Consider the following 23,049-nt stretch of genomic DNA (forward strand, 5'->3'; position numbering starts at 1 on the left):
AACGGACTCTAATGATCGTCGAGCCCGGCCGGGCGGGTGTTCACGGACAGCGGAACCACGTCGCGCATATCGTCCACTGTGGACACTTCGGCCCGGGAAGGGAGCAGCCGGAACAAGGCCATCGCGCTGACCATGCTGACACCGCAGATCGCGGCCAGGTACCAGGTGATGCCGACGGTCGAACCGGTGGCGTTGAGCACCGCGGTGGCGATCATCGGGGCGAGCCCGCCACCGAGGATCGCGCCGCCCTGCAGCAGCAGCGACATACCGGAGAACCGGACGTTGACCGGGAAGGTGTCCGCGATGATCGCGCCCTGCACGCAGTGGGTGATCGGGACGACCAGGCCCATCCCCGCCAGCGCGAGCATCGCGAGCCCGGTGTTGCCGGAGTTCAGCAGCGGGAAGAACGCGAGGCACCACAGCAGGAGCGCGGCCGACCCGGCGACGAACATGGTGCGCCTGCCGTGACGGTCGGCGATCCGCGTCCAGATCGGGATGGTGGCGAACCACAGCACGGCCGATCCGGTCACCGACAGGATCAGGAACTGCCGGTCGTAGTGCAGGTTCTGGGTTCCGTAGGACAGGGTGAAGACCATGAACACGTAGGCGACCGCCGAGTTCGCCACGCCGACCAGCAGGGTCAGCGCGAGCCTGCCGAAGCCGACCTTGAGCGCCGCGCCGAGCGGGAACCGGACGACCTTGTCGTTCCTGGCCACCTGCGTGAACGACGGCGATTCGGTGATCCGCAGCCGGATCATCAGGCCGATCGCGACCAGCACGAAGCTCAGGAGGAACGGGACCCGCCAGCCCCACGCGGCGAACGCGCTCGCGGGCATCAGCGCGCTGCTGCCGAGGAACAGCAGATTCGCCAGCACCAGACCGGCGGGCGTCCCCATCTGTGGGAACCCGGCGTACCGGTTCCGTTGATCGGCGGGCGCGTGTTCCATCGACATCAGGGTCGCTCCCGCGCCTTCGCCACCGAGCCCGATGCCCTGCACGATCCGCATCGCGACCAGCAGGATCGGCGCCCAGATGCCGATCGCCTCGTAGTTCGGGATCAACCCGATCAACGTGGAGCCGACGCCCATCAACATCAGCGACACCACCAGCGTGGACTTGCGGCCGATGCGGTCGCCGAAGTGGCCGAACACCAGACCGCCGAGCGGGCGGGCGATGAACCCGACGGCGAAGGTGCTGAACGCGGCGAGGGTGCCGACCGTGGGGCTCAGCGAGGGGAAGAACTGCTTGTTGAAGATCAGCGCGGACGCGGTGCCGTAGAGGAAGAAGTCGTACCACTCGAGGGTGGTCCCGGCGAGCGTTGCGGCGGCGATCTTGCGGGGCGCGGGTGCGTTCATCTGCGAATACCCAATCGACTCTGGCGACAGCCGATCGCGGCTGCTGGTGATTGGGCAGAAGCCTGACATCGTGAGGCATAGGCCACAAATGCCGAATTGTCGGTCTGCCATGCCTGAACTGAGATAGCTCAGCAGGGGGCGACGCGAGGCGTTCGGTGGGCTCGGTATCGAGTGCCGCGTCCCGGCCCGAAGTACATGAAGGCCCCCTTCCTGTACCTAGGCGCAAGGAAGGGGGCCTTCATGTACTGGGGAAGGGGGCCTTCACGCGCGGTCGCTGTGCCTGTTGTGGTCGCTGGTGTACCTGGGACGAGAGCGGCGGACCCACGTTCCGTGAAGGCCTCCGTCCCTACCTTGAGGGTAGGCAAGGAGGCCTTCACTGCCAGCCGCAGCCAATGGCTCACCCCGCTCGCACGTAGCCGTTGTGACTGGTGATGCCTATGGGGCGACTGTGGCGCTCGGCCGTGTCCGTGGAGTCGGCGATGAGATATGTCCGTGAGGGCATAGCTAGCGAGCAGATACGCATTTGTTCCGCATGGCGTGCCCGGCCAGAGTGAACGGCATGACGCAGTCAGTGCGGTGGATCCGCAACTTCGTGGACGGTGAGTTCGCCGAGCCCGACGGTCCCGGGTTCCCGGCGGTCGATCCGGCGACCGGCGCGGAGTTCGCCCGGGTGCACGAGGCCGACCGGGAGCTGGTGCACCGCGCGGTCACCGGCGCGCGCGCCGCCTTGCACAACGGCTGGGCGGACGCTCCGGTGCGGGAGCGGACCGCGTTGCTGCGCCGGGCCGCCGACCGGATCGAGGCTCGGTTCGAGGAGTTCGTCGCGGCCGAGGTCGCGGACACCGGGAAGCCGGTCACCCAGGCCCGCGAGCTGGACGTGGCCCGCGCCGTGGCGAATTTCCGCACGTTCGCCGACGTGATCGCGGCCGCCGGCCAGGAGTCGTTCGTCACCGATCTGCCCGGCGGGGCGCAGGCGCTGAACTACGCGGTGCGCAAACCGCTCGGCGTGGTCGCGGTGATCGTGCCGTGGAACCTGCCGCTGCTGTTGCTGACCTGGAAGGTCGCGCCCGCGCTCGGCTGCGGCAACGCGGTCGTCGTCAAGCCGAGCGACCAGACCCCGTCCACCGCGACCCTGCTGGCCGAGGTGCTGGCCGAGGTCGGCTTGCCCGCGGGTGCCTACAACGTGGTGCACGGCTTCGGCGGCGACTCGGCGGGGCAGTACCTGACCGAGCATCCCGGCATCGACGGGGTGACGTTCACCGGCTCGTCCGCCACGGGAACCCAGGTGATGCGCACGGTCGCGCCCCGGGTCCGGCCGGTGTCGTTCGAACTCGGCGGGAAGAACGCCGCCATCGTGTTCGAGGACGCCGATCTCGACGAGACTCTCGCCGGGCTGACCCGGTCGGTGTTCGCGAACACCGGGCAAGTGTGCCTGTGCACCGAGCGGGTGTACGTGCAGCGCTCGGTGTTCGACGACGTGGCGGCCGGGCTGGTCGAGCGGGCTCGCGGACTTCGGCTCGGCGACCCCCTGACAGAACGGACCACCACCGGCCCGCTGATCTCGCCGGAGCACCGGCGCAAGGTCCTGGACTACCTCACGCTGGCCGAGGAGGCCGGCGCCAAAACCCTGACCGGTGGCGGGATTCCCGAGCTCGGCCCGGAACTCGACGGCGGCTCGTGGCTGGAGCCGACCCTGTGGACCGGCTTGACGAACAAGGACCGGCCGGTGCGGGAGGAGATCTTCGGCCCGGTGGCCGCGCTGATCCCGTTCAACACCGAGGACGAGGCGATCGCGTTGGCCAACGACACCGAATACGGGCTCGCGTCCTCGGTGTGGACCCAGGACCTGCGCCGGGGACACCGCGTCGCGCAGGCCATGCACGTCGGCATGGCCTGGGTGAACACCTGGTTCCTGCGCGACCTGCGTTCGCCGTTCGGCGGGATGGGGCTTTCCGGCATCGGCAGGGAGGGCGGCGCGTCTTCGCTGCACTTCTACACCGAGCCGACGAATGTGTGCGTGCGGCTGTGAGCGCGCCGATCGAGGCGGCCGCCACCCGGCTCGCGAGCGCGGCGAGCACCGCGACCCCGTGCCCGCCGGTGCGGGAATTCCTTGGCACGCAAGATGTCGACGCTGCCTACGCGGTACAGCGCAGACTGCGTGACCAGCGGATCGCGGCAGGCGCCAGAGTGGCCGGAGCGAAGATCGGGCTGACCGCGCCCTCGGTGCAGCGGCAGTTCGGCGTGTACCAGCCGGACTTCGGCGTGCTCTTCGACGACATGCTGTACACGCACACCGAACCCGTTCCGTACCGGCGGTTCCTGCAACCTCGCGCCGAGGGCGAGATCGCGTTCGTGCTCGGCCGCGATCTGGACGTGCCGGGTGCCTCGGTCGCGGACGTGCTGCGGGCGACGGAGTTCGTACTGCCCGCGATCGAGATCGTGGACTCCCGGATCGAGGCCTGGGATCTGTCCATAGTGGACACGGTGGCGGACAACGCGTCCAGTGGCGCGGTGGTACTGGGATGCACCCCGGTCTCGTTGACCGGCCGGGATCTCGCCGCGACCGGGATGACGTTGGAGCTGGACGGTGAACCGGTCTCGTTCGGCGCGGGGCACGCCTGCCTCGGCTCGCCGGTGGCCGCGGTCGCGTGGCTGGCCCGCGAGCTGGCCGCCCGCGAGCAGCCGTTGCGCGCGGGCGACGTGGTGATGTCCGGGGCGCTCGGCCCGATGGTGCCGGTCACGGGAGCGGGCCGGTTCCGGCTGCGGCTCGACGGACTAGGCGAGGTCGACGCGGTGATCGAGGAGGAGACTCAGTGACAGCAACGGTTCCGGTCGCCGTCATCGGCTCCGGCAATATCGGCACCGATCTGATGATCAAGGTGCTGCGGTTGTCGAAGTCGCTGCGGATGGCCGCGATGGCGGGTATCGACCCGGCCTCGGACGGGCTGGCCAGGGCGGCCAGGCTCAAGGTGGCCACCACCCACGACGGTATCGACGGTCTCGCCGCACTGCCCGAGTTCGCCGACGTGCGGGTGCTCTTCGACGCGACCTCCGCCGGTGCGCACCGGCGGCACGCCGAGGTGGCCGAGGCGCACGGCAAGCTGATGATCGACCTGACCCCGGCCGCGATCGGCCCGTTCGTGGTGCCGCCGGTGAACCTGGACGAGCACCTCGCCGCACCGAACGTGAACATGGTGACCTGCGGCGGGCAGGCCACGATCCCGATCGTGGCCGCGGTGTCCTCGGTCGCCCCGGTCGCGTACGCGGAGATCGTCGCGTCGATTTCGTCCCGCTCGGCAGGGCCCGGGACCAGGGCGAACATCGACGAGTTCACCGAGACCACCGCGGCCGCGATCCGCGAGGTCGGCGGCGCCGCGCTGGGCAAGGCGATCATCGTGCTGAACCCGGCCGACCCGCCGATCGTCATGCGGGACACGGTGTACTGCCTGGTCGAGGGGGAGCCGGACCGGGAGAAGATCGCGGCGTCGGTCCGGCAGATGGCCGAGCGGGTGCGCGAGTACGTGCCCGGATACACCCTGAAACAGGAAGTGCAGTTCGACCAGGTGCACCGGCAGTGGGTGCCCGAACTCGGCCGGGAGATCTCCGGGCTCAAGGTCTCGGTGTTCCTCGAAGTGCTGGGCGCGGCCCACTACCTGCCGGACTACGCGGGAAATCTCGACATCATGACCTCGGCGGCGCTGCGCACGGCCGAGCGGATCGCCGAACTGAGGGGGTGGCTCGGATGAAGGTCTACCTCCAGGACGTGACCCTGCGCGACGGCATGCACGCGATGGGACACGCGTACACAGTGGACCAGGTCCGGCGGATCGTGTCCGCTGTGGACAAGGCGGGCGTGGCGGCGATCGAGGTCGCGCACGGCGACGGGATCGGCGGGTCCAGCGCGACGTACGGATTCGGTGCCCACACCGACGAAGAGTGGATCACCGCGGCCGCCGAGGTGATCGAGAACGCCACGCTGACCACGTTGCTGCTGCCCGGCATCGGCACCATCGGACAGCTGCGCCGCGCCCGCGACCTCGGGGTGCGCAGCGTGCGGATCGCGACGCACTGCACCGAGGCCGACGTGGCCGCGCAGCACATCGCCTGGGCCCGCGAGCAGGGCATGGACGTGGCCGGATTCCTGATGATGAGCCATCTTTCCCCGCCGGCTGCGCTCGCCGAACAGGCCAGGCTGATGGAGTCCTACGGCGCGCACTGCGTGTACGTCACCGATTCGGGTGGGCGGTTGACGATGAACGGGGTCGCCGAGCGGATCGACGCGTACCGGCAGGTGCTCGATCCGCGGACCGAAATCGGCATCCACGCGCACGAGAACCTTTCCCTTTCGGTGGCGAACAGCGTGACGGCGGTCGAGCACGGTGCCTACCGAGTGGACGTCGCGCTGGCCGGGCAGGGCGCGGGAGCGGGCAACTGCCCGGCCGAGCCGTTCGTCGCGGTCGCCGACCTGCTCGGCTGGGAGCACGGAGCGGACCTGTTCGCGTTGCAGGACGCGGCGGACGACCTGGTCCGCCCGCTGCGGGAACGGCCGGTCCAGGTGGATCGCGAGACGCTGACCCTGGGTTACGCCGGGGTGTACTCGAGTTTCCTGCTGCACGCCGAGCGCGCGGCCGCCCGCTACGGACTGGACACCCGGCGGATTCTCACCGAGGTCGGCAGGCGGAAGCTGGTCGGCGGGCAGGAGGACATGATCGTGGACATCGCACTCGACCTGGTACGGAGCGGCACATGATGGCCACCGCGGAGATCTCGGCGCTCGCTGATCGGCTGGACACCGCGCAGACGTCGCGCGTGGACACGCCGAGCCTCGCCGACGATCACGAGTTCGACATCGCCGACGCGTACGCGATCCAGGCCGCGCTGGTGGCCCGTCGGGAAGCGCGCGGCGAACGGGTACTCGGGGTGAAACTGGGGCTGACCAGCAAGGCGAAGATGGCGCAGATGGGCGTGTCCGAGGTGATCGCCGGCAGGCTCACCGACGCGATGCGGGTCGCCGACGGCGGCGAGGTTTCGCTGGCGGGCTTCATTCATCCGAAGGTGGAGCCGGAGATCGCCTACCGGCTGGCCCGCGACGTCGACCTCACCGATCCCACCTTCGACATCGAGTCCGCGGTCGACGCGATGGCGCCCGCGATCGAGATCATCGACTCCCGGTACCGCGATTTCCGGTTCACCCACACCGATGTGGTCGCGGACAACACCTCGGCCGCCGGGTTCGTGCTCGGACCGTGGCGCGCGTTCGGCGAGGCGGCGAACCGTGCGGTGCGGCTGCGGTCCGGGGACCGCGAGGTGATCGGCTCGACGGCCGCGATCCTCGGCGATCCGGTGCGCGCGCTGCACGCGCTGGTGGAGCTGTGCCGGAAACGGGACATCCCGTTGCGGGCCGGGCAGGTGGTGCTGGCCGGGGCGGCGACCGAAGCGGTGCCGTTCGCGCCCGGCGTCGCCGAGGCGGACATCGCCGGCCTCGGCCGGGTTTCGGTGCGGGGGCTGGCATGAGCGGGCGAGTGATCTCCGGGCTGGCCAAGCCGAGGGGCCGGTTCCCGCATGTGAAGGTCGCCGGCGACCTGATCTTCGTGTCCGGGACGAGCTCTCGTCGTCCGGACAACACGTTCGCCGGCGTCGAGGTCGACGAACTCGGCACCACGAATCTGGACATCCGGGCGCAGACCCGCGCGGTGATCGAGAACATCCGCGGCATCCTGCACGAGGTCGGCGCCGACCTCACCGACATCACCCAGATCACCACCTTCCTGGTTTCGATGAACGATTTCGGCGGCTACAACGAGATCTACGGCGAATACTTCGACGAAACGGGCCCTGCCCGCACCACGGTCGCGGTACACCAGCTGCCGCATCCGCATCTGCTGATCGAAATCCAGGCGATCGCTCATCTACCGAAGAACACGGAGGTCCCGCGATGACCGACATTCCCGAGGTCGTCAATTTCCAGGCCTGGATCGCCGAGCACGAGCATCTGCTCAAGCCGCCGGTGAACAACCGGACCATGGCGCTCGGCAGCGATTTCATCGTGCAGATCGTCGGCGGGCCGAACCAGCGCACCGACTTCCACGTCGACCCCTATGAGGAATGGTTCTACCAGCTCAAGGGCAACATGCACGTGAACATCATGACCGACGAGGGCCAGAAGACCATCCGTATCTCCGAAGGCGACACGTGGCTGCTGCCGGGAGATATCCCGCACTCGCCGCAGCGCCCGGAGGCCGACTCGATCGGCCTGGTCATCGAACGCGTCCGTGAGGAGGGCACGCTGGAGAAGTTCCAGTGGTATTGCCTCGAATGCGCCGCGCTGGTGCACGAAGTGGAACTCCAGGTGCGCGACATCGTCGAGGATCTGCCGCCGGTCTTCACCGCCTTCTACGGCGACGAGAAAGCCCGTACCTGCGGCGGCTGCGGCGCCCTCCACCCCGGAAAGGGCTGAGATGACCGCCCTGATCGACATCCACACGCATTACGTGCCGAACGGCTGGCCGGATCTGCGCGCGGACGCCGGACCGGACGCGCCGTGGCTGCGTGCGGAGACCGAGTCCGAGGCGATGATCATGATGGGGGACAAGGAGTTCCGCCGGATCGCCGCGGACTGCTGGAACGCGGAGACCCGGCTGCTGGACATGGACGCCGACGGCGTGCGCACCCAGGTGGTCTCCCCGACGCCCGCGTTCTTCAACTACGGCCGGACCGGCGAGCAGGCAGGCCGGATCGCCCGGATCTTCAACGACCTGGCGCTGGAGATCGTCGCACCGGCACCCGATCGGCTGATCCCGTTCTGCCAGGTTCCGTTGCAGGACCCCGACGCCGCGTGCCGTGAACTGGAACGCTGCCTCGCCGCGGGACATCGCGGGGTGGAGATCGGCAACCACGTCGGTGACCAGGATCTGGACAGCGCGGGGGTGGAGACCTTCCTGCAGCACTGCGCGTCGCTCGGGGTTCCGGTGTTCGTGCACCCGTGGGACATGGCCGATTCGCCCCGGCTGGACCGGTGGATGGCGCGGTGGCTGACCGCGATGCCCGCCGAAACGCATCTGTCGATCCTGGCGCTGGTGCTCGGCGGGGTCTTCGACCGGATCGACGCGAGCCTGAAGATCTGCTTCGCCCACGGCGGCGGCTCGTTCGCGTTCTGGCTCGGCCGGATGGAGAACGCCTGGCATCGGCGGAACGACGTGATCGGCACCTCGGAGTTCCCGCCGTCGCACTACCTCGACCGGTTCCACGTCGACTCGGTGGTCTTCGACGAGCGGGCACTGCGGCTGCTCGTGGACACGCTCGGCGCCGAGCGGGTGATGGTCGGCAGCGACTACCCGTACCCGCTCGGCGAACGGCCGGTCGGCGAGGTGGTGCGTAAAAGCGGATTCCTGAGCGAGACCGAGCGGCAGCTGATCACCAGCGGGAACGCCGAGCGCTTCCTGTCCCTGTCGTGATCGTCCTAATGCGACATGCCGGTGGCGACGTCGGTCAGGCTGCGGATCAGCGCGTCCACCGACGGGCTGAGCGTGCGCTGGGCGGGCAGGGTGAGCCCGACGCTGTGCCCGATGGGCTCCAGCGCCAGCGCGACCCTGGTGATCCTCGGGTCGTCCTTGGTGATCAGACTGGGCAGCGCGGCGATCACGTCGGTCTCCAGCAGCAGTTGCCGCACGGTGAGGAACGACGTGGTCTCCACCCGGTTCGCGGGCAGCGGGAAGCCGTTGCGGGTGAACAACTGTTCCAGCTCGCGGCGCAGCGCGGTCTCCGCTCCGGGCAGGATCCACGGGTACTCCGCGAGGTCGGCCAGCTCGACGCCGGTCGCGCCCGCCAGCGGATGCGCGGTGCGCACCACCAGATCCACCGACTCGTCGTACAGCTTGCGCCGTTCGATCCGCTCGTCCGAAGGCGCCGTCAGCCTGCCGATGATCAGGTCGACCCGGCCCGCCTCCAGCTCGACCAGCAGTGCTTCCGGAGAACCTTCCCGGACCACGATGGTCAGGTACGGCCGCTCGGTCTTGATCGCCGCGATCGCGCGCGGCAGCAACATGTTCGACCCCGCGAGATGGGTGCCGACCACCACCGTGCCGCGTTCGGCGTCGGCCAGCTCGGCGACGTGCCGCCCGGCCTGCTCGAGCTGGGCGAGCACCGCGCGGGCGTGCCCGGTGAACGCCTCGCCGAACACGGTCGGGGTGATGCCGCGCGGGCCGCGTTCGAACAGCCGCACGTCGAGGATCTCTTCGAGTTCGTGCAGACTTCGGGTCGCCACCGGCTGCGTCACGTGCAACTCGGCGGCGGCCCCGACCACGGTGCCCTGCCTGGCCAGCGCGTCGAGCAGGACGAGGTGGCGGAATTTCAGTCGGCCGTCCAGCAGGCGAGGCAAGATCACCAGCCGATCCTACCCGCGAGGTGCGTATGACCACGATTGTCCGAACAGGACCGATTCGCTATGCCACCGCGGCGCGGTTCGCGCCGCCTGCCGCCGTTTCGGAGCAGACGCCGTCCAGCGGGGAGCTCAGTCCGCAACCGCCGTCGCGGTTGGACCGGGTGATGGGACCGCCGCGCGATCGCCTGCCGCAGGGCGAGGACTGTCTCAACCTGACGATCAGCACGCCGGGACGGGATGACGGCCGCAGGCCGGTGCTGGTATGGCTGCACGGTGGCGGATTCTCCAGCGGTGGCGGATTGCTGGAGTGGTACGACGGCGGCGCGCTGGCGGCCGAGGGCGATCTGGTGGTGGTCGGCGTCAACTACCGGCTCGGCGCGCTCGGCTATCTGTACCTGGACGGGGTCAGTCCCGGCAACCTCGGGCTGGCCGACCAGGTGGAGGCGCTGCGCTGGGTGCGGGCCAACATCGCGGCCTACGGCGGGGATCCGGACAACGTGACGGTCGCCGGGCAGTCGGCGGGCGGCATCTCCATCCGGCTCCTGATGGACCTGCCCGAGGCACGCGGCCTGTTCCGGCGGGCGATCCTGCAGAGCGCGCCGCTCGGCCTCGCCACCCGCGCGCCCGAGCAGGCGGCGAAACTCGGCCAGGTGTTCGCCGACGCGCTCGGCACCGACCCGCGCACCGCCGGGACCACGGAAATCCTTGCCGCGCACAAGGAGACCGCGCTGACCAACCTGCGGCTCACCGGCGACCCGATGGAACCCGCGTTCGTTCCGGTGAACACGCCGGACAAGGCGTCCTTCGCGGACAACGTGCGCGACCTCGACGTGCTGTACGGCTGGAACGCCGACGACATGACCGCGTTCCCCGGTGCCGCCGGCACCGACGAGATCTACGTCGAACCGCTGGCCGCTTTCGGCGACCGGCTGTGCTCGGCCGGAGCCGGCGTCTTCTCGTATCGCCTGGACTGGCGGCCCGAGGGCTCCGAGTTCGGCGCCACCCACTGTCTGGAACTGCCGCTCCTGCTCGGCACCCAGGGGGCCTGGCAGGGCAGCCCGATGCTCGGCAAGGTTCCGTGGCCGGAGGTCGATGCCTTCGGCGCCGCGCTCCGCGCCGTCTGGGCGACCTTCGCCCGCACCGGCACCCTCGACCCCACTCCGGTCGCGAGCCACCCCATCCGATTCGGCCCCGAACTCGCGTGATCAGAGACGTAACTCGCGTGATTGAAGGCGTAACTCACGTGATACGCCTCGAAGCACGCGAGTTACGGCTCCAATCACGCGAGTTACGGCTCCAGGCACATTCACAGGCCTGGTGAAAAGGCCCTGACAGTAGAGGTGGGAGCGCGCCCGGTCAAGACGTTGTGCTGACCGGGCGCGCGGTCCTATCGTGTCCATCGAAGCGCTTCGACAGTTCGGATCACCGCGGATTCCGAGGGAGGCCACGATGGCCGGCGAGCATCACCACGTCTCTGGAGGGAACCTCTGATGTCGAAGCGAGTACTGGCCGCCGCGATGGTCGCCATGCTGGCCGTCGCGGGCTGCGGGTCCGGATCCGGCAGCGGCGACCCGAAGACCCTGAAGCTGTGGCACTACGAGCCGCCGGACAGCGCGATGGGCGTGGCCTGGGCCGAGGCGATCAAGCAGTTCGAAGCGAGCCATCCCGGCGTCAAGGTCGCCTTCGAGGAGAAGGGCTTCGAACAGATCCAGAAGACGGCGCCGATGGTGCTCAATTCGGGCGACGCGCCGGACATCCTGGAGTACAACAAGGGCAACGCCACCGCGGGACTGCTGTCCAAGCAAGGACTCCTGACCGACATCAGCGAAGAGGTCGCCAAACGCGGCTGGGACAAACAGCTCACCCCGGCGCTCCAGACGACCGCCCGTTACGACGAGAACGGCGTGATGGGATCCGGCAAGTGGTACGGCGTCCCGAACTACGCCGAGTACGTGAAGATCTTCTACAACAAGGACATGTTCGCCCAGCAGGGCCTCGAAGAGCCGCGGACCATCGAACAGCTGACCGCGGCCATGGCCAAATTCGCCGGTGCCGGGGTCACTCCGCTGGCCGTCGGCGGCTCGGAATACCCGGCGCACCAGGTTCTGTACCAGCTCGCCCTCACCAAGGCCGACCGCGGCTGGGTGGACCGCTACCAGCGCTACACCGGCAAGGTCGACTTCCACGACGCCGCGTGGACCTACGGCGCGACGACCTTTGCCGACTGGGTGCGGAAGGGCTACATCAGCAAGGATTCCGCCGGGGTCGACGCCGAGGGCATGGGCATGTCGTTCATGCAGGGCAAGTACCCGATCATGATCAGCGGCAGCTGGTGGTACGGCAGGCTGGTGCAGAGCATCAAGGACTTCCAGTGGGGTTCGGTCCCGTGGCCGGGGATGACCTCGGGTTCCGCGGGCAACATGTGGGTCATCCCCAAGGGGGCGAAGAACCGCGACCTCGCGCTCGACTTCATCGCGATCACGATGTCCCAGCCCATCCAGGACAAGCTCCGTGAGGCAGGCGGTGTCCCGGTGGTGAACGGCTCCACACCACCGGCCGAGCCGCGGCTGAAGGACCTGGTCGAGGACTTCACCGCTCTGTCCACACAGGACAAACTGGCGTTCTATCCCGACTGGCCCGCTCCCGGGTACTACGACGTCCATGTCTCTGCGACGCAGAAGCTCATCACCTCGAGCGCCGAACCGTCGCAGGTACTCGACGAGCTCGCCAAGCCCTACGAAGAGAATCTGGCGAACGTCGGCAAATGACCAGGGGACGGGGAAACTACCTGCTCTTCCTCATCCCCGGCGCGGTGCTGCTGATCGCGGTGATCCTGGTCCCGTTCGCGATGAACATCGGCATCAGCTTCACCCAGTGGTCCGGCGCCGGTGATCCGAAGTGGACAGGACTGGAGAACTACCGGCGGTTGTTCGCGGACGACGTCTTCTGGGCGTCGTTCCGCCACAACCTCGGGCTCGTGGTGGCGATGGCCATCGTGCCGACCGTGGCGGGGCTGGTGATCGCGGCCGCGCTGTTCGATTTCGTGGCCAAGCGATTCGGGACGCGGGCGGCCAGCGTGCTGCGGGCCTGCGTCTACCTGCCGCAGGTGCTGCCGATCGCGGTCGCCGGCATCGTCTGGAGCTGGATCCTGGCGCCCGAGGGCGCGGTGAACGAACTCCTGTCCGCCGTCGGACTCGGCTCGCTCGCCCAGAACTGGCTGGGCGATCCGGATGTCGCGCTGTGGAGCGTGATGGGCGTGATGGTGTGGATCCAGGTCGGCTATCCGGTGGTCATCTTCATGGCCGGGATGCAGCGTGCGGATCCTTCGCTGCACGAGGCGGCTGAACTGGACGGCGCGTCGTGGTGGGGCCGGTTCTGGCATGTGACGGTGCCGCAGCTGCGACCCGAGGTCTTCGTGGTCCTGCTGACCTGCACCATCGCCGCGCTGAAGGTGTTCGGGCCGATCTACGTGCTGACCAGGGGAGGCCCCGGAGGGTCCACCAACGTGCCGTCGTACTACTCGTTCCAGAACTTCTTCGAGAAGACGCAGGTCGGCTACGGCGCGGCGATCGCGACCGTGCTCACCGTGCTGATCCTCGTGCTCACCACGGTGTTCCTCCGGATCCAGAGACGGGGTGAGCACGCGTGAAACGGCATGTGACGCTCTGGTCGTTGATCGTTCTCGCGATCGTGATGCTGGCGCCGTTCCTGGTCGTGGCGCTGAACGCGCTGAAATCGCCGGCCGAGTACGCGGCGGACGGCCCGCTCTCCTTTCCGGACGGGGTGTACCTGCAAGGGCTGATCGACTTCTGGATCCGGGTCGGATTCGGGCAGAAGCTGCTCAACAGCGTCGTGATCAGCGGTTCGGTCGCCGTGCTCGCGGTGGTGATCTCGGTGCTGAACGCCTACGCGCTGGGCATCGGCCGGGTCCGCGGCCGGACGTGGATCCTGGTCGCGTTCCTCATCGCGAACACGCTGCCGCAGGAAGCGCTGGCGTACCCGCTGTACTTCCTCGCCAACGAAACCGGTCTTTACGACACCCAGCTCGGCGTGATCATCATCTTCACGATCATCCAGGCCGCGTTCGGCACCTATCTGCTGTCCTCGACGTACGTCGGATTCCCGCACGAACTGCTCGAGGCCGCCTATCTCGACGGCGCGAACAAATGGCAGACCCTGGTACGGATCGTGGTCCCGATCAGCAGGCCCACCCTCGGCGTGCTGTTCGTGTTCTTCTTCATCTGGACGTGGAACGAGTTCTTCCTGCCGCTGATCCTGCTGATCTCCAACGACACCCAGACCGTCCCGGTCGCGCTGGGTGTGCTGCAGGGCCAGCGGATGATGGACGCGACCATGACCAGTGCCTCGGCGTTGCTCGGTGTCATCCCGGCGATCGCCTTCTTCCTGATCTTCCAGCGGACGTTGACACGTGGCATCACGGCAGGGGCGGTCAAATGAAGTTCAGCAACGGATACTGGCTGCTGCGCGACGGAGTACAGGCGGCGCATCCGGTGGAGGTGTACGACCTCACCGCGGGGGACGGCCGGATCGTGGTGCACGCGCCGACCCATCGCATCCGCCATCGCGGCGACCTGTTGAAGGGCCCGGTGGCGACGGTCGGGTTCTCCTCGCCGATGCCGGACGTGATCGGGGTGAGCGTCACGCATTTCGAGGGCGGGCTGCCTCGGGAACCCCGCTTCGAGCTGTCGGCCACCGACGACGAGGCAAAGGTCTCCGAGGACGGGCACACGCTCACCGCGGGCGCGTTGTCGGTCCGGCTGAATCGCGGCGAAGGGTGGAAGGTCGACTTCCTCGCGGACGGCAAGGTGCTCACCACCAGCGGAGCCAAGGGCATGGGCTTCATGAGCCTCGACGGCGAGCACCATGTCCGCGACCAGCTGGACCTCTCGGTGGGTGCCCAGGTCTACGGGCTGGGCGAGCGGTTCGGGCCCCTGGTGCGCAACGGGCAGGTCGTCGACATCTGGAACGCCGACGCCGGCACGAGCAGCGAACAGGCCTACAAGAACGTCCCGTTCTATCTGACCAATGCCGGTTACGGCGTGTTCGTCGACCATCCGGGGCACGTGTCCTTCGAGGTCGCCTCGGAAGCGGTGTCGCGGGTGCAGTTCAGCGTCGTGGGCCAGTCGCTGGAGTACTTCGTCATCTACGGCCCGAGCCCTAAGGAGATCCTGCGCAAGTACACGGCGCTGACCGGCAGACCGGCGCTCCCGCCCGCGTGGTCCTTCGGACTGTGGCTGTCGACGTCGTTCACCACTTCCTACGACGAGGAGACCGTCTCGGGTTTCGTCGACGGCATGATCGAACGCGACCTGCCGCTGAGCGTGTTCCATTTCGACTGCTTCTGGATGCGCGAATTCAACTGGTGCGACTTCGAATGGGACCCGCGGACGTTCCCGGACCCCGTCGGCATGCTGGAACGGCTGAAAGCACGGGACCTGCGGATCTCGGTGTGGATCAACCCGTACGTGGCGCAACGGTCACCGCTGTTCGCCGAGGGCGTCGCGGGCGGATACCTGCTGCGGAAACCGAACGGTGACGTGTGGCAGTGGGATCTCTGGCAGCCGGGGATGGCGCTGGTCGACTTCACCAACCCCGCCGCGCGTGAGTGGTATGCGTCCAAATTGGACGCTCTGCTCGAACAAGGCGTGGACTGTTTCAAGACCGACTTCGGCGAGCGGGTGCCGACGGACGTCGTCTACTTCGACGGATCCGATCCCGAGCGGATGCACAACTACTACACCTATCTCTACAACCAGACCGTCTTCGACGTGCTACGCAAGCGGCGCGGCGAGGGCGAAGCCGTGGTGTTCGCGCGCTCCGCGACCGCGGGCTCGCAGCAGTTCCCGGTGCACTGGGGCGGCGACTGCGAATCGACGTACGAGTCGATGGCCGAGAGCCTGCGTGGTGGGCTTTCCCTCGGCCTGTCCGGTTTCGGGTACTGGAGCCACGACATCGGCGGCTTCGAAGGCACCCCGGATCCGGCACTGTTCAAACGCTGGATCGCGTTCGGGATGCTGTCCTCGCACAGCAGGTTGCACGGCAGTTCCTCCTACCGGGTGCCCTGGCTGTTCGACGAGGAGGCCGTAGATGTCCTGCGGGTGTTCTCCAAGCTCAAGGCACGGCTGATGCCGTACCTGTGGCAGGCGGCGGCACAGGCGGCGGCCGAGGGTACGCCGATGATGCGGGCGATGGCGCTGGAGTTCCCCGCCGATCCGGCGTGCGCCCACCTGGAGCGGCAGTACATGCTCGGCGACTCACTCCTGGTGGCGCCGGTGTTCTCGGACGAGGGCGAAGTGACCTACTACGTCCCGGATGGTGTGTGGACCGACTTCTTCACGGGTGACGAGATCCATGGGCCGCGGTGGGTGACCACGGTCTGCGACATGCTCACCGTCCCGCTGCTGGTGCGTCCCAACACCGTTCTGCCGCTGGGTGCCGTCGACGACCGGCCGGATTACGACTATGCCGACGGTGTCACGCTGCGGCTTTACCGGCTGGAGGATGACGTCAGGATCACGACCACCGTCGGCGGGTCGACGTTCCGGACCCGCCGGGAGGGTGACAGTGTCCACATCGACGTCGACTCCGCGCCCGATGGCTGGCAGGTGGCCTTTCCCCAGGGTGACGAGACGATCGTGGCGACGGGAAGCTCGTTGACGATTCGTGGCGCTGTCTCCCCGGAAGGCCGCGCCGGGCCGCCTGGGAGTCCGGCCTGAGCGTCGCGAAAGCCACTTTCGGGACGTCTGATGTCCTTAAGGTGGCTTTCGCGACACGCCGCCAGGGCTTACGAAGGGGCCGGGCCAGTGCTGCCCCGCTCCGTCAGGCGCGGTGACAGCAACCGGACCTCGGCCTGGCCTCCGTCGTCGAGACGGCGCATCGCCATTTCGACCGCGAGGCTGCCGAGTTCGGCGGCGGGGATGGCGATCGACGTGAGCTGGACCGACTGCGCCTCGGCCATGTCCTCCGGGCAGACGGCCAGCACCGAAATGTCCTGGGGAACCTGCTTGCCGCGACGGTTCAGTTCGGACAGCAACGGGCCGAGGATGGCTTCGTTGTGCACGACCAGCCCGGTGACGCCGGGGTGTTCGGCGAACACGTCGTCGAGGCAGTCACGCAGCGCGTCGTAGGAAGGCGCGCACGGGAACGAACCGGCGCGCACCTTGCGTTTCGTGGCCGTCTGGCGGAAGCCGCGCAGGAACCGCCCCGCGTAGCTCGTGCCGCGTTTGTAGACCGCGGGGGAGGGGCCGATCAGCGCGACCTCGCGATGGCCGAGGTCGGCCAGATGCGTGACGCTCGCGGCGCCCGCGGCGGTGAAGTCGAGATCGACGCAGGTCAGGTCGCCGGGGTCCGCCGGAACGCCGATCAGCACCACCGGCCGGTGCAGGGATCTCAGCACCGGGAGACGCGGCTCGGAGGTTTCGACGTCCATCACGATCAGCGCGTCCGCGATGGCGGACGCGGCGATCCGGCGCAGCCCGTCCGGGCCTTCGTTCTTGGTCAGCAGGAGCACGTCGTGGTCGTAGGTGCGTGCCTCGGTGACGGTCGCCGCGACGAACTGCATGACCACCGGGACGTTCAGATCCGTCCGCAGCGGGACGACGAGCGCGAGCACATTGGTGCGGCTGCTGGCCAAGGCGCGGGCGCCCGCGTTCGGGTGGTAGCCGAGTTCGCTGATGCTGTGCTGGACACGGCGGCGGGTGTCCTCCGAGATCGAACGCCGTCCGGACAGCACGTAGGACACGGTGCTCGGGGAGACCCCGGCGGCACGGGCGACGTCTGCGATGGTGACCATCAGCCGATGATAGAGGGAGTCGAATCGATTCGACGGGCTCAGCCCTTGCTCAGTTCGATCAGCCGGGGCAGCGCGTCGGTGGGCAGTGAGACGCCGCGGTAGGCCATGAGTTTGGTGAACTGGCGCATCGGCATCGAAGCGACCATCCGCATCCAGTCCGCGCTGCTCTCAGCCCGGTCGCCCTGGCCTGCGAGCATCTCGCCGAGCTCCGGACCCACGATCGGGTGACCGAACCACTCCTCGACCGTCGAGTCGATCGACAGGACCGGGATGATGACGTCGCCGGCCAGCGTGACGGGCGCTTCGGCGACGACATCCGCGGCGCTCCGGCCGATCTGGACGGTGTAGTCGCCCGGTGAGACGACCCAACGGCTGAGTTCGACGTCGTACCAGGCGAAAGCGCGGCGCTCGAGGGTGAACTCGACGCGCCGGGTCTCGCCGGGTTCGAGCGAGATCTTGGCGAACGCGCGAAGCTCCCGCGCCGGGGTTCGGACGGGAGCGGCGTCGGTGGCGACGTAGACCTGGACGACGTGTTTCCCGGCGCGGGTCCCGGTGTTGGTGACGTTCACCGCGACGGTGGCGGAGTCGTCGCCTGTCGCCGTGACCGTCAGGCCGGCGGTCTCGAAGGTCGTGTAGGACAGGCCGTGGCCGAAGGGGTACCGGACCGCGACCTCGGCCGTTTCGTAGTAGCGGTACCCGACCATGACGCCCTCGCCGTACCGGACGCGGCCCGACTCGCCCGGGAAGTTGAGATAGCTGGGGTTGTCCTGCAGGCGCAACGGAATGCTCTCGGCGAGATGACCCGACGGGTTGGTGACGCCGAAGAGGAGGTCGGCGAGCGCGCTGCCGCCCGCCTGGCCGAGCAGCCAGCCGTCGAGAATGGCGTCGACGTCGTCGTGCCAGCCCTCCAGTGACACCACGCCGCCGTGGGAGAGGACGACCACGGTGCGCCTGCTCGCCGCCGCGACCGCCTTGATGAGCTCGGCCTGTGCCGCGGGGAGATCGATGGTGTCCCGGTCGAAACCCTCGGATTCGTCCCTTTCGCTCAGCCCCGCGAAGACCACCGCGACGTCGGCCTCACGGGCGACCTCGACGGCGTTGTCGGCCAGGCCGCTCGCGTAGGTCACCGATTCTCCGAGCTCCCGGATCGCCTCGAGCGCGGTATCCACGCGGGTGGGATTGACGTGGGAGCTGCCGCCGCCCTGGAAGCGCGGGTTCGCGGCGAACTCGCCGATGACCGCCACTGCCGATCGCGTGGTCAGTGGCAACGTGTCCCGGTCGTTCTTCAGCAGGACGGCGCAGTCGGCGGCGACTTCTTTCGCCACCCGGTGTTGCTCGTCGGGGTCCACGTCGCCGTCCGGCGGCCATGCCCGGCCGGTGAGGGCGAGAACGCGGCGGACACTCCGGTCGACGACGGCTTCGTCCAGTTCCCCGCTTCGGACCGCCGCCACGATCTCGGCGTCGCCGCTGCCGCCGGTGCCCGGCATCTCGAGGTCCAGCCCCGCCGCGAGGGCGGCGACCCGATCGTTCACCGCGCCCCAGTCCGAGACGACCAGACCGTCGAAACCCCATTCGTCGCGTAGGACGTCGGTGAGCAGGCGGCGGTTCTGTGAGGCGTAGACGCCGTTGACCCGGTTGTACGAGCACATCACCGTCGCCGGGTGCGCTTCGGTCACGACCCGTTCGAACGCCGGGAAGTAGATCTCGCGCAGGGTCCGTTCGTCGACCTCCACGCTGACGCGCATCCGGTCGGTCTCCTGGTTGTTGGCCGCGAAATGCTTCAGCGAGGCGCCCGCGCCTTCGGCCTGCATGGCCCGCACGTAGGCGGAGGCGAGCACCCCGCTCAGCAACGGGTCTTCGGAGTAATACTCGAAATTGCGACCGCACAACGGGGAACGCTTGATGTTCACGCCCGGTCCGAGTACCACCGAGACCCCGGCCGCGCGGGCTTCCCGGCCGATGGCCGCGCCGATCCGAGCGGCGACCTCGGGATCCCAGCTGGAACCCACCGCCACCGACGGCGGGAAACAGGTGGCGGACACGCTGTCGTGGACGCCCAGATTGTCGGCCTCGCTGTCCTGCCGTCGCAGGCCGTGCGGGCCGTCGGAGAGCAGGATCGACGGGATCCCCGCGGCCTCGATCGCCTCGGTGTGCCAGAAGTCGCGGCCGGACAGCAGCGACGCCTTCTGCTCTAGGGTGAGGCCGGCGGGTTCGATCTGGGAGGTCAACGGGTTTCCTTCCGGCGGGCGGACTGTCCACTGTGTTCGAGAGTGCCAGACGGCTACCGCGGCGGCACGACGCCGCCGAGAGGATTGTCTCGTCGTGTCCCGTCCGCTAACATCTCCGTAACGCACTGTCGAATCGTTTCGACAATCAAATCTCTCGCTCGATCGCCACACGATCACCACCGCTCGAAATTCGCCGAATATCGCCGCCCGTTTCGTCGAAGCGCTTCGATTACTTGCGATGGAGTCTTCATGAGCAGAGCAGCTCTCCTCGTCCGCCTACGCCGGATGGGCATGTTCGCCACGACGATCGCCCTGGTGCTGGGGCTCGCGTCACCCGCGGTCGCGGACGAGCTGAACGCTCTTCCGTTCCGTGATCCCGGCCTTCCGCTGACCACGCGGGTGGACGATCTGGTGCGGCGGCTGACCCTCGCGGAGAAGGTGTCGTTGCTGCACCAGTTCCAGCCGGCGATCCCGCGGCTGGGCATCCCCGAGTTCAAGACGGGAACCGAGGCACTTCACGGTCTCGGCTGGACGACGGAGCGCACGAACGGTGCCGTCGTGACCGCGAACGCCACGGTCTTCCCCCAGGCGATCGGGCTCGCTTCGACGTGGGACCCGGCGTTGATCAAGCAGGTCGGCGCGGTCGTCGGTGACGAGGCGCGGGGCTATCACTCGCAGGATCCCGGATTCTGGGGGCTCCAGTTGTGGGCGCCGGTGGTGAACCTGCTGCGTGATCCGCGATGGGGACGCAACGAGGAGGGCTACTCCGAAGACCCCTTCCTGACCGGGGCGATCTCGACGGCGTACGGCAAGGGGATGACCGGCGACCATCCCCACTACCTCAAGACCGCTCCGGTGCTGAAGCACTACCTCGCCAACAACAACGAGATCCGCCGCGACACCACGTCGTCCAACCTGCGCCCGCGAGTGCTGCGCGAATACGACGAGCAGGCCTTCAAACCCGCTATCGCGGCCGACGCGGCGACCGGTGTGATGGGGTCGTACAACCTCGTCAACGGACGGCCCGCGACGGTCAACCCCGACCTTCACGACGTTGTGCGGAAGTGGACCGGCAAAACTCTCTACAACGTCAGCGACGCCTCCGCCCCGTACAACCTGACAGGCTCCGAGAAGTACTACGGAACCAATGAGGAAGGTTTCGCGGCCACCCTCAAGGCCGGTCTCGACGGCTTCACCGTCGACAACCAGAACCCCGGCCCCACCATCAAGATCATCACGTCCGCGCTGGCCAAGGGGTTGCTCGCCGAGGCCGACATCGACAGGGCGGTGAAGCACGTCCTGAGCGTCCGCTTCCGGCTCGGCGACTTCGATCCGGACGGCGGCCCGTACGCCAAGATCGGCAAGGACGTGGTCAACAGCCCGGCACACCGGCAGCTCGCCCGCAAGGCGGCGGGCGAGGCCATGGTGCTGCTGAAGAACGACCGCGGCGCGCTGCCGCTGGACCCGAAGCGCGGCGTCGCGGTCATCGGGCCGCTGGAGAAGACCCTGTACACCGACTGGTACTCCGGAGGACTGCCGTACAAGGTGACCCCGGTGGACGGGATCCGCGCGCGGCTCGGCGGCGGGGCACAGGTCACGGACACCGAGGCCGTCGACAGGATCGCCTTGCGCGACGCCGCCACCGGCAAGTACCTCAGCGGCGGCGCTGGTGATGCGGGCGCGGTGCTCAAGACCGGCGCCACCAGTGTCGGAGCCACAGAGCAGTTCGACGCCTTCGAATGGGGTGACGGCGTCCTGACCTTGCGCAGTGTCGCGAACGGGAAGTACGTCGAGCGGCAGAACCTCGCCGACGCCACCAGCCCGTTCCTCAACCAGGCGCCGCAGCCGCGGGACTGGTTCGTCCACCAGCAGTTCAAACTGGAGGACGCGGGTGACGGCACGGTCGTGATCAGGTACGCGGGGTACGAGATCCCGAACGACTGGGACGGGCCGAACAGCTATCTCACCGTCGCCGCCGACGGCACGCTGACCCTGGGCTCGCCGAACGCGGCGGGAGCGACCAAGTTCCGCAAGGAGCAGATCACCTCGGGGATCGACAGCGCGGTGAAGGCGGCACGCTCGGCCGAAACGGCGGTCGTGGTCGTGGGCAGCATGCCGTTCATCAACGGCAGGGAAGACCACGACCGCACCACGACGGCGTTGGCGGAGAGCCAGAGTGAGCTGATCAAGGCGGTGCGCGAGGCGAATCCGAACACCGTCGTGGTGGTCGAGAACAGCTATCCCACGACCTTGAACTGGGAGCAGGAGAACATCCCGGCGATCGTGTGGACCTCACACGCCGGCCAGGAGACCGGCAACGCGCTCGCCGACGTGCTGTACGGCGACGTGAACCCGGCGGGCCGTCTCACCCAGACGTGGTACCGCTCGGACGCCGAGCTCCCGGACATCCTCGACTACGACATCATGAAACGCGGCAGCACCTACCAGTACTTCACCGGTGATCCGCTCTACGCCTTCGGCCACGGTCTGTCCTACACGAACTTCCGTTACAGCGACCTGCGCCTCGGCAAGCCGGGTCCACAGGGGACGTTCGAAGCGACGGTGCAGGTGACGAACACCGGGAAACGTGCCGGTGACGAGGTGGTGCAGCTCTACACCCATCAGCTCGTGTCCCGTGACAAGCAGCCGAGACAGCGGCTCCGTGACTTCGAGCGGGTGCGCCTCGAGCCGGGGCAGACCAAGACAGTGCGTCTGTCGGTGCCCGACCTCCGGCATTGGGACGTCACCCGGGGCAAATGGGTGCTGGAATCGTCCGTCCACGAGGTGATGGTCGGCGCGTCCGCCACCGACATCCGGCTGCGCTCGGCGGTCCCCGTGCGTGGCGAGCAGATCCCGCCACGCGACTTGACCCGGGAGACAAGGGCGATCGACTTCGACGACTACTCGGGCGTCGAACTGGTCGACGAAAGCAAGGTCCGCGGTGACGCGGTCGGCGTCGGCGCGGGAGACTGGCTGCGCTTCAGCGACGTGGACTTCCGTTCCGGGGCAAGGACGTTCACCGCCAGAACGGCCCGCGCCGAGCCGGGGACGTCCACTGTGGAAATCCGGCTCGGCGGCCCGCGCGGCAGGCTGGCCGGAATCGCGCGGATCGCCAGTACCGGCGACAAGTACACGTACTCGACGACCACCGCGACGGTGTCCGGGCTGAACGGGCGGCACGACGTCTACCTCGTCTTCACCGCCGATTCGAGACTCAGCACGTTTTCTCTGCGGTAGCGGTCCATTTGGTGAAAGACACGGAAGGAACCCGGC

18 protein-coding genes are annotated in these 23,049 nt (G+C 68.2%); 14 read left to right on the forward strand and 4 right to left on the reverse strand.

Going from position 1 to position 23,049, the window contains the following annotated elements; translation table 11 throughout:
* Window positions 1-8: 8 nt before the first annotated feature.
* Window positions 9-1,355: an MFS transporter gene (locus ACFVM3_RS06640; RefSeq protein ID WP_378436242.1), complete on the reverse strand. Its 1,347-nt coding sequence runs from the start codon at window positions 1,353-1,355 to the stop codon at window positions 9-11.
* A gap of 559 nt (window positions 1,356-1,914) precedes the next feature.
* On the opposite strand from ACFVM3_RS06640, the gene ACFVM3_RS06645 reads away from it, so the two are divergent.
* From ACFVM3_RS06645 to ACFVM3_RS06680, 8 genes are read left to right on the forward strand one after another with little or no spacing between them, the layout of a single operon-like run.
* Window positions 1,915-3,384, forward strand: coding sequence for a 2-hydroxymuconic semialdehyde dehydrogenase (locus tag ACFVM3_RS06645; RefSeq protein WP_378436244.1), 1,470 nt, complete (start codon window positions 1,915-1,917; stop codon window positions 3,382-3,384).
* Window positions 3,381-4,172: a 2-keto-4-pentenoate hydratase gene (locus ACFVM3_RS06650; protein WP_378436246.1), complete on the forward strand. Its 792-nt coding sequence runs from the start codon at window positions 3,381-3,383 to the stop codon at window positions 4,170-4,172. Before ACFVM3_RS06645 ends, ACFVM3_RS06650 begins: the two co-directional genes overlap by 4 nt.
* Window positions 4,169-5,101, forward strand: coding sequence for an acetaldehyde dehydrogenase (acetylating) (locus tag ACFVM3_RS06655; RefSeq protein ID WP_378436248.1), 933 nt, complete (start codon window positions 4,169-4,171; stop codon window positions 5,099-5,101). The genes ACFVM3_RS06650 and ACFVM3_RS06655 overlap by 4 nt, the downstream gene beginning before the upstream one ends.
* Window positions 5,098-6,105 carry a 4-hydroxy-2-oxovalerate aldolase gene (gene dmpG, locus ACFVM3_RS06660; protein WP_378436250.1) on the forward strand — a complete coding sequence of 336 codons (1,008 nt, stop codon included), beginning with the start codon at window positions 5,098-5,100 and terminating at the stop codon, window positions 6,103-6,105. Before ACFVM3_RS06655 ends, dmpG begins: the two co-directional genes overlap by 4 nt.
* On the forward strand, window positions 6,102-6,869 hold the full coding sequence (locus ACFVM3_RS06665; protein ID WP_378436252.1) for a 2-keto-4-pentenoate hydratase: 768 nt from the start codon (window positions 6,102-6,104) through the stop codon (window positions 6,867-6,869). Before dmpG ends, ACFVM3_RS06665 begins: the two co-directional genes overlap by 4 nt.
* On the forward strand, window positions 6,866-7,294 hold the full coding sequence (locus ACFVM3_RS06670) for a RidA family protein (protein ID WP_378436254.1): 429 nt from the start codon (window positions 6,866-6,868) through the stop codon (window positions 7,292-7,294). Before ACFVM3_RS06665 ends, ACFVM3_RS06670 begins: the two co-directional genes overlap by 4 nt.
* On the forward strand, window positions 7,291-7,812 hold the full coding sequence (locus ACFVM3_RS06675; protein WP_378436256.1) for a 3-hydroxyanthranilate 3,4-dioxygenase: 522 nt from the start codon (window positions 7,291-7,293) through the stop codon (window positions 7,810-7,812). The genes ACFVM3_RS06670 and ACFVM3_RS06675 overlap by 4 nt, the downstream gene beginning before the upstream one ends.
* A gap of 1 nt (window position 7,813) precedes the next feature.
* Complete coding sequence (locus ACFVM3_RS06680; RefSeq protein WP_378436258.1) at window positions 7,814-8,809, forward strand: amidohydrolase family protein; 996 nt, start codon at window positions 7,814-7,816, stop codon at window positions 8,807-8,809.
* Between the two features lie 5 nt (window positions 8,810-8,814).
* Here the strand turns inward: ACFVM3_RS06680 and ACFVM3_RS06685 are convergent, their stop codons facing one another.
* The gene (locus ACFVM3_RS06685; RefSeq protein WP_378436260.1) at window positions 8,815-9,738 is read right to left on the reverse strand and encodes a LysR substrate-binding domain-containing protein; all 924 of its coding nucleotides are present in this window, start codon (window positions 9,736-9,738) and stop codon (window positions 8,815-8,817) included.
* Between the two features lie 26 nt (window positions 9,739-9,764).
* On the opposite strand from ACFVM3_RS06685, the gene ACFVM3_RS06690 reads away from it, so the two are divergent.
* From ACFVM3_RS06690 to yicI, 5 genes are all read left to right on the forward strand, one after another.
* On the forward strand, window positions 9,765-10,940 hold the full coding sequence (locus ACFVM3_RS06690; RefSeq protein ID WP_378436262.1) for a carboxylesterase family protein: 1,176 nt from the start codon (window positions 9,765-9,767) through the stop codon (window positions 10,938-10,940).
* Between the two features lie 285 nt (window positions 10,941-11,225).
* Window positions 11,226-12,503, forward strand: coding sequence for an ABC transporter substrate-binding protein (locus ACFVM3_RS06695; protein ID WP_378436264.1), 1,278 nt, complete (start codon window positions 11,226-11,228; stop codon window positions 12,501-12,503).
* Window positions 12,500-13,384 (forward strand): carbohydrate ABC transporter permease, encoded by an 885-nt coding sequence (locus ACFVM3_RS06700; protein ID WP_378436266.1) that lies wholly within the window; start codon window positions 12,500-12,502, stop codon window positions 13,382-13,384. Before ACFVM3_RS06695 ends, ACFVM3_RS06700 begins: the two co-directional genes overlap by 4 nt.
* Window positions 13,381-14,193, forward strand: coding sequence for a carbohydrate ABC transporter permease (locus tag ACFVM3_RS06705; protein WP_378436268.1), 813 nt, complete (start codon window positions 13,381-13,383; stop codon window positions 14,191-14,193). The genes ACFVM3_RS06700 and ACFVM3_RS06705 overlap by 4 nt, the downstream gene beginning before the upstream one ends.
* Window positions 14,190-16,472, forward strand: a complete 2,283-nt coding sequence (gene yicI, locus ACFVM3_RS06710; protein ID WP_378436270.1) for an alpha-xylosidase — start codon at window positions 14,190-14,192, stop codon at window positions 16,470-16,472. Before ACFVM3_RS06705 ends, yicI begins: the two co-directional genes overlap by 4 nt.
* Window positions 16,473-16,540: 68 nt before the next feature.
* Here yicI and ACFVM3_RS06715 read toward each other — a convergent pair whose 3' ends face one another.
* Both ACFVM3_RS06715 and ACFVM3_RS06720 read right to left on the reverse strand, forming a co-directional pair.
* Complete coding sequence (locus tag ACFVM3_RS06715; RefSeq protein WP_378436272.1) at window positions 16,541-17,548, reverse strand: LacI family DNA-binding transcriptional regulator; 1,008 nt, start codon at window positions 17,546-17,548, stop codon at window positions 16,541-16,543.
* A gap of 38 nt (window positions 17,549-17,586) precedes the next feature.
* Complete coding sequence (locus ACFVM3_RS06720) at window positions 17,587-19,776, reverse strand: glycoside hydrolase family 3 C-terminal domain-containing protein (RefSeq protein WP_378436274.1); 2,190 nt, start codon at window positions 19,774-19,776, stop codon at window positions 17,587-17,589.
* Between the two features lie 249 nt (window positions 19,777-20,025).
* Here ACFVM3_RS06720 and ACFVM3_RS06725 point away from each other — a divergent pair, with 249 nt between their 5' ends.
* Window positions 20,026-23,013 carry a glycoside hydrolase family 3 C-terminal domain-containing protein gene (locus ACFVM3_RS06725; protein ID WP_378436275.1) on the forward strand — a complete coding sequence of 996 codons (2,988 nt, stop codon included), beginning with the start codon at window positions 20,026-20,028 and terminating at the stop codon, window positions 23,011-23,013.
* Window positions 23,014-23,049 lie beyond the last annotated feature (36 nt).

Origin of the sequence: Amycolatopsis sp. NPDC057786 (assembly GCF_042797905.1) — a bacterium.
Taxonomy (GTDB): domain Bacteria; phylum Actinomycetota; class Actinomycetes; order Mycobacteriales; family Pseudonocardiaceae; genus Amycolatopsis.

What these genes read in the sequence shown, in the direction of transcription:
- ACFVM3_RS06640 (WP_378436242.1), bottom strand. Translation starts at nt 1,355, where the DNA reads ATGAACGCACCCGCGCCCCGCAAGATCGCCGCCGCAACGCTCGCCGGG.
- ACFVM3_RS06645 (WP_378436244.1), top strand. Translation starts at nt 1,915, where the DNA reads ATGACGCAGTCAGTGCGGTGGATCCGCAACTTCGTGGACGGTGAGTTC.
- dmpG (WP_378436250.1), top strand. Translation starts at nt 5,098, where the DNA reads ATGAAGGTCTACCTCCAGGACGTGACCCTGCGCGACGGCATGCACGCG.
- ACFVM3_RS06665 (WP_378436252.1), top strand. Translation starts at nt 6,102, where the DNA reads ATGATGGCCACCGCGGAGATCTCGGCGCTCGCTGATCGGCTGGACACC.
- ACFVM3_RS06670 (WP_378436254.1), top strand. Translation starts at nt 6,866, where the DNA reads ATGAGCGGGCGAGTGATCTCCGGGCTGGCCAAGCCGAGGGGCCGGTTC.
- ACFVM3_RS06675 (WP_378436256.1), top strand. Translation starts at nt 7,291, where the DNA reads ATGACCGACATTCCCGAGGTCGTCAATTTCCAGGCCTGGATCGCCGAG.
- ACFVM3_RS06680 (WP_378436258.1), top strand. Translation starts at nt 7,814, where the DNA reads ATGACCGCCCTGATCGACATCCACACGCATTACGTGCCGAACGGCTGG.
- ACFVM3_RS06690 (WP_378436262.1), top strand. Translation starts at nt 9,765, where the DNA reads ATGACCACGATTGTCCGAACAGGACCGATTCGCTATGCCACCGCGGCG.
- ACFVM3_RS06695 (WP_378436264.1), top strand. Translation starts at nt 11,226, where the DNA reads ATGTCGAAGCGAGTACTGGCCGCCGCGATGGTCGCCATGCTGGCCGTC.
- ACFVM3_RS06700 (WP_378436266.1), top strand. Translation starts at nt 12,500, where the DNA reads ATGACCAGGGGACGGGGAAACTACCTGCTCTTCCTCATCCCCGGCGCG.
- yicI (WP_378436270.1), top strand. Translation starts at nt 14,190, where the DNA reads ATGAAGTTCAGCAACGGATACTGGCTGCTGCGCGACGGAGTACAGGCG.
- ACFVM3_RS06715 (WP_378436272.1), bottom strand. Translation starts at nt 17,548, where the DNA reads ATGGTCACCATCGCAGACGTCGCCCGTGCCGCCGGGGTCTCCCCGAGC.
- ACFVM3_RS06725 (WP_378436275.1), top strand. Translation starts at nt 20,026, where the DNA reads ATGAGCAGAGCAGCTCTCCTCGTCCGCCTACGCCGGATGGGCATGTTC.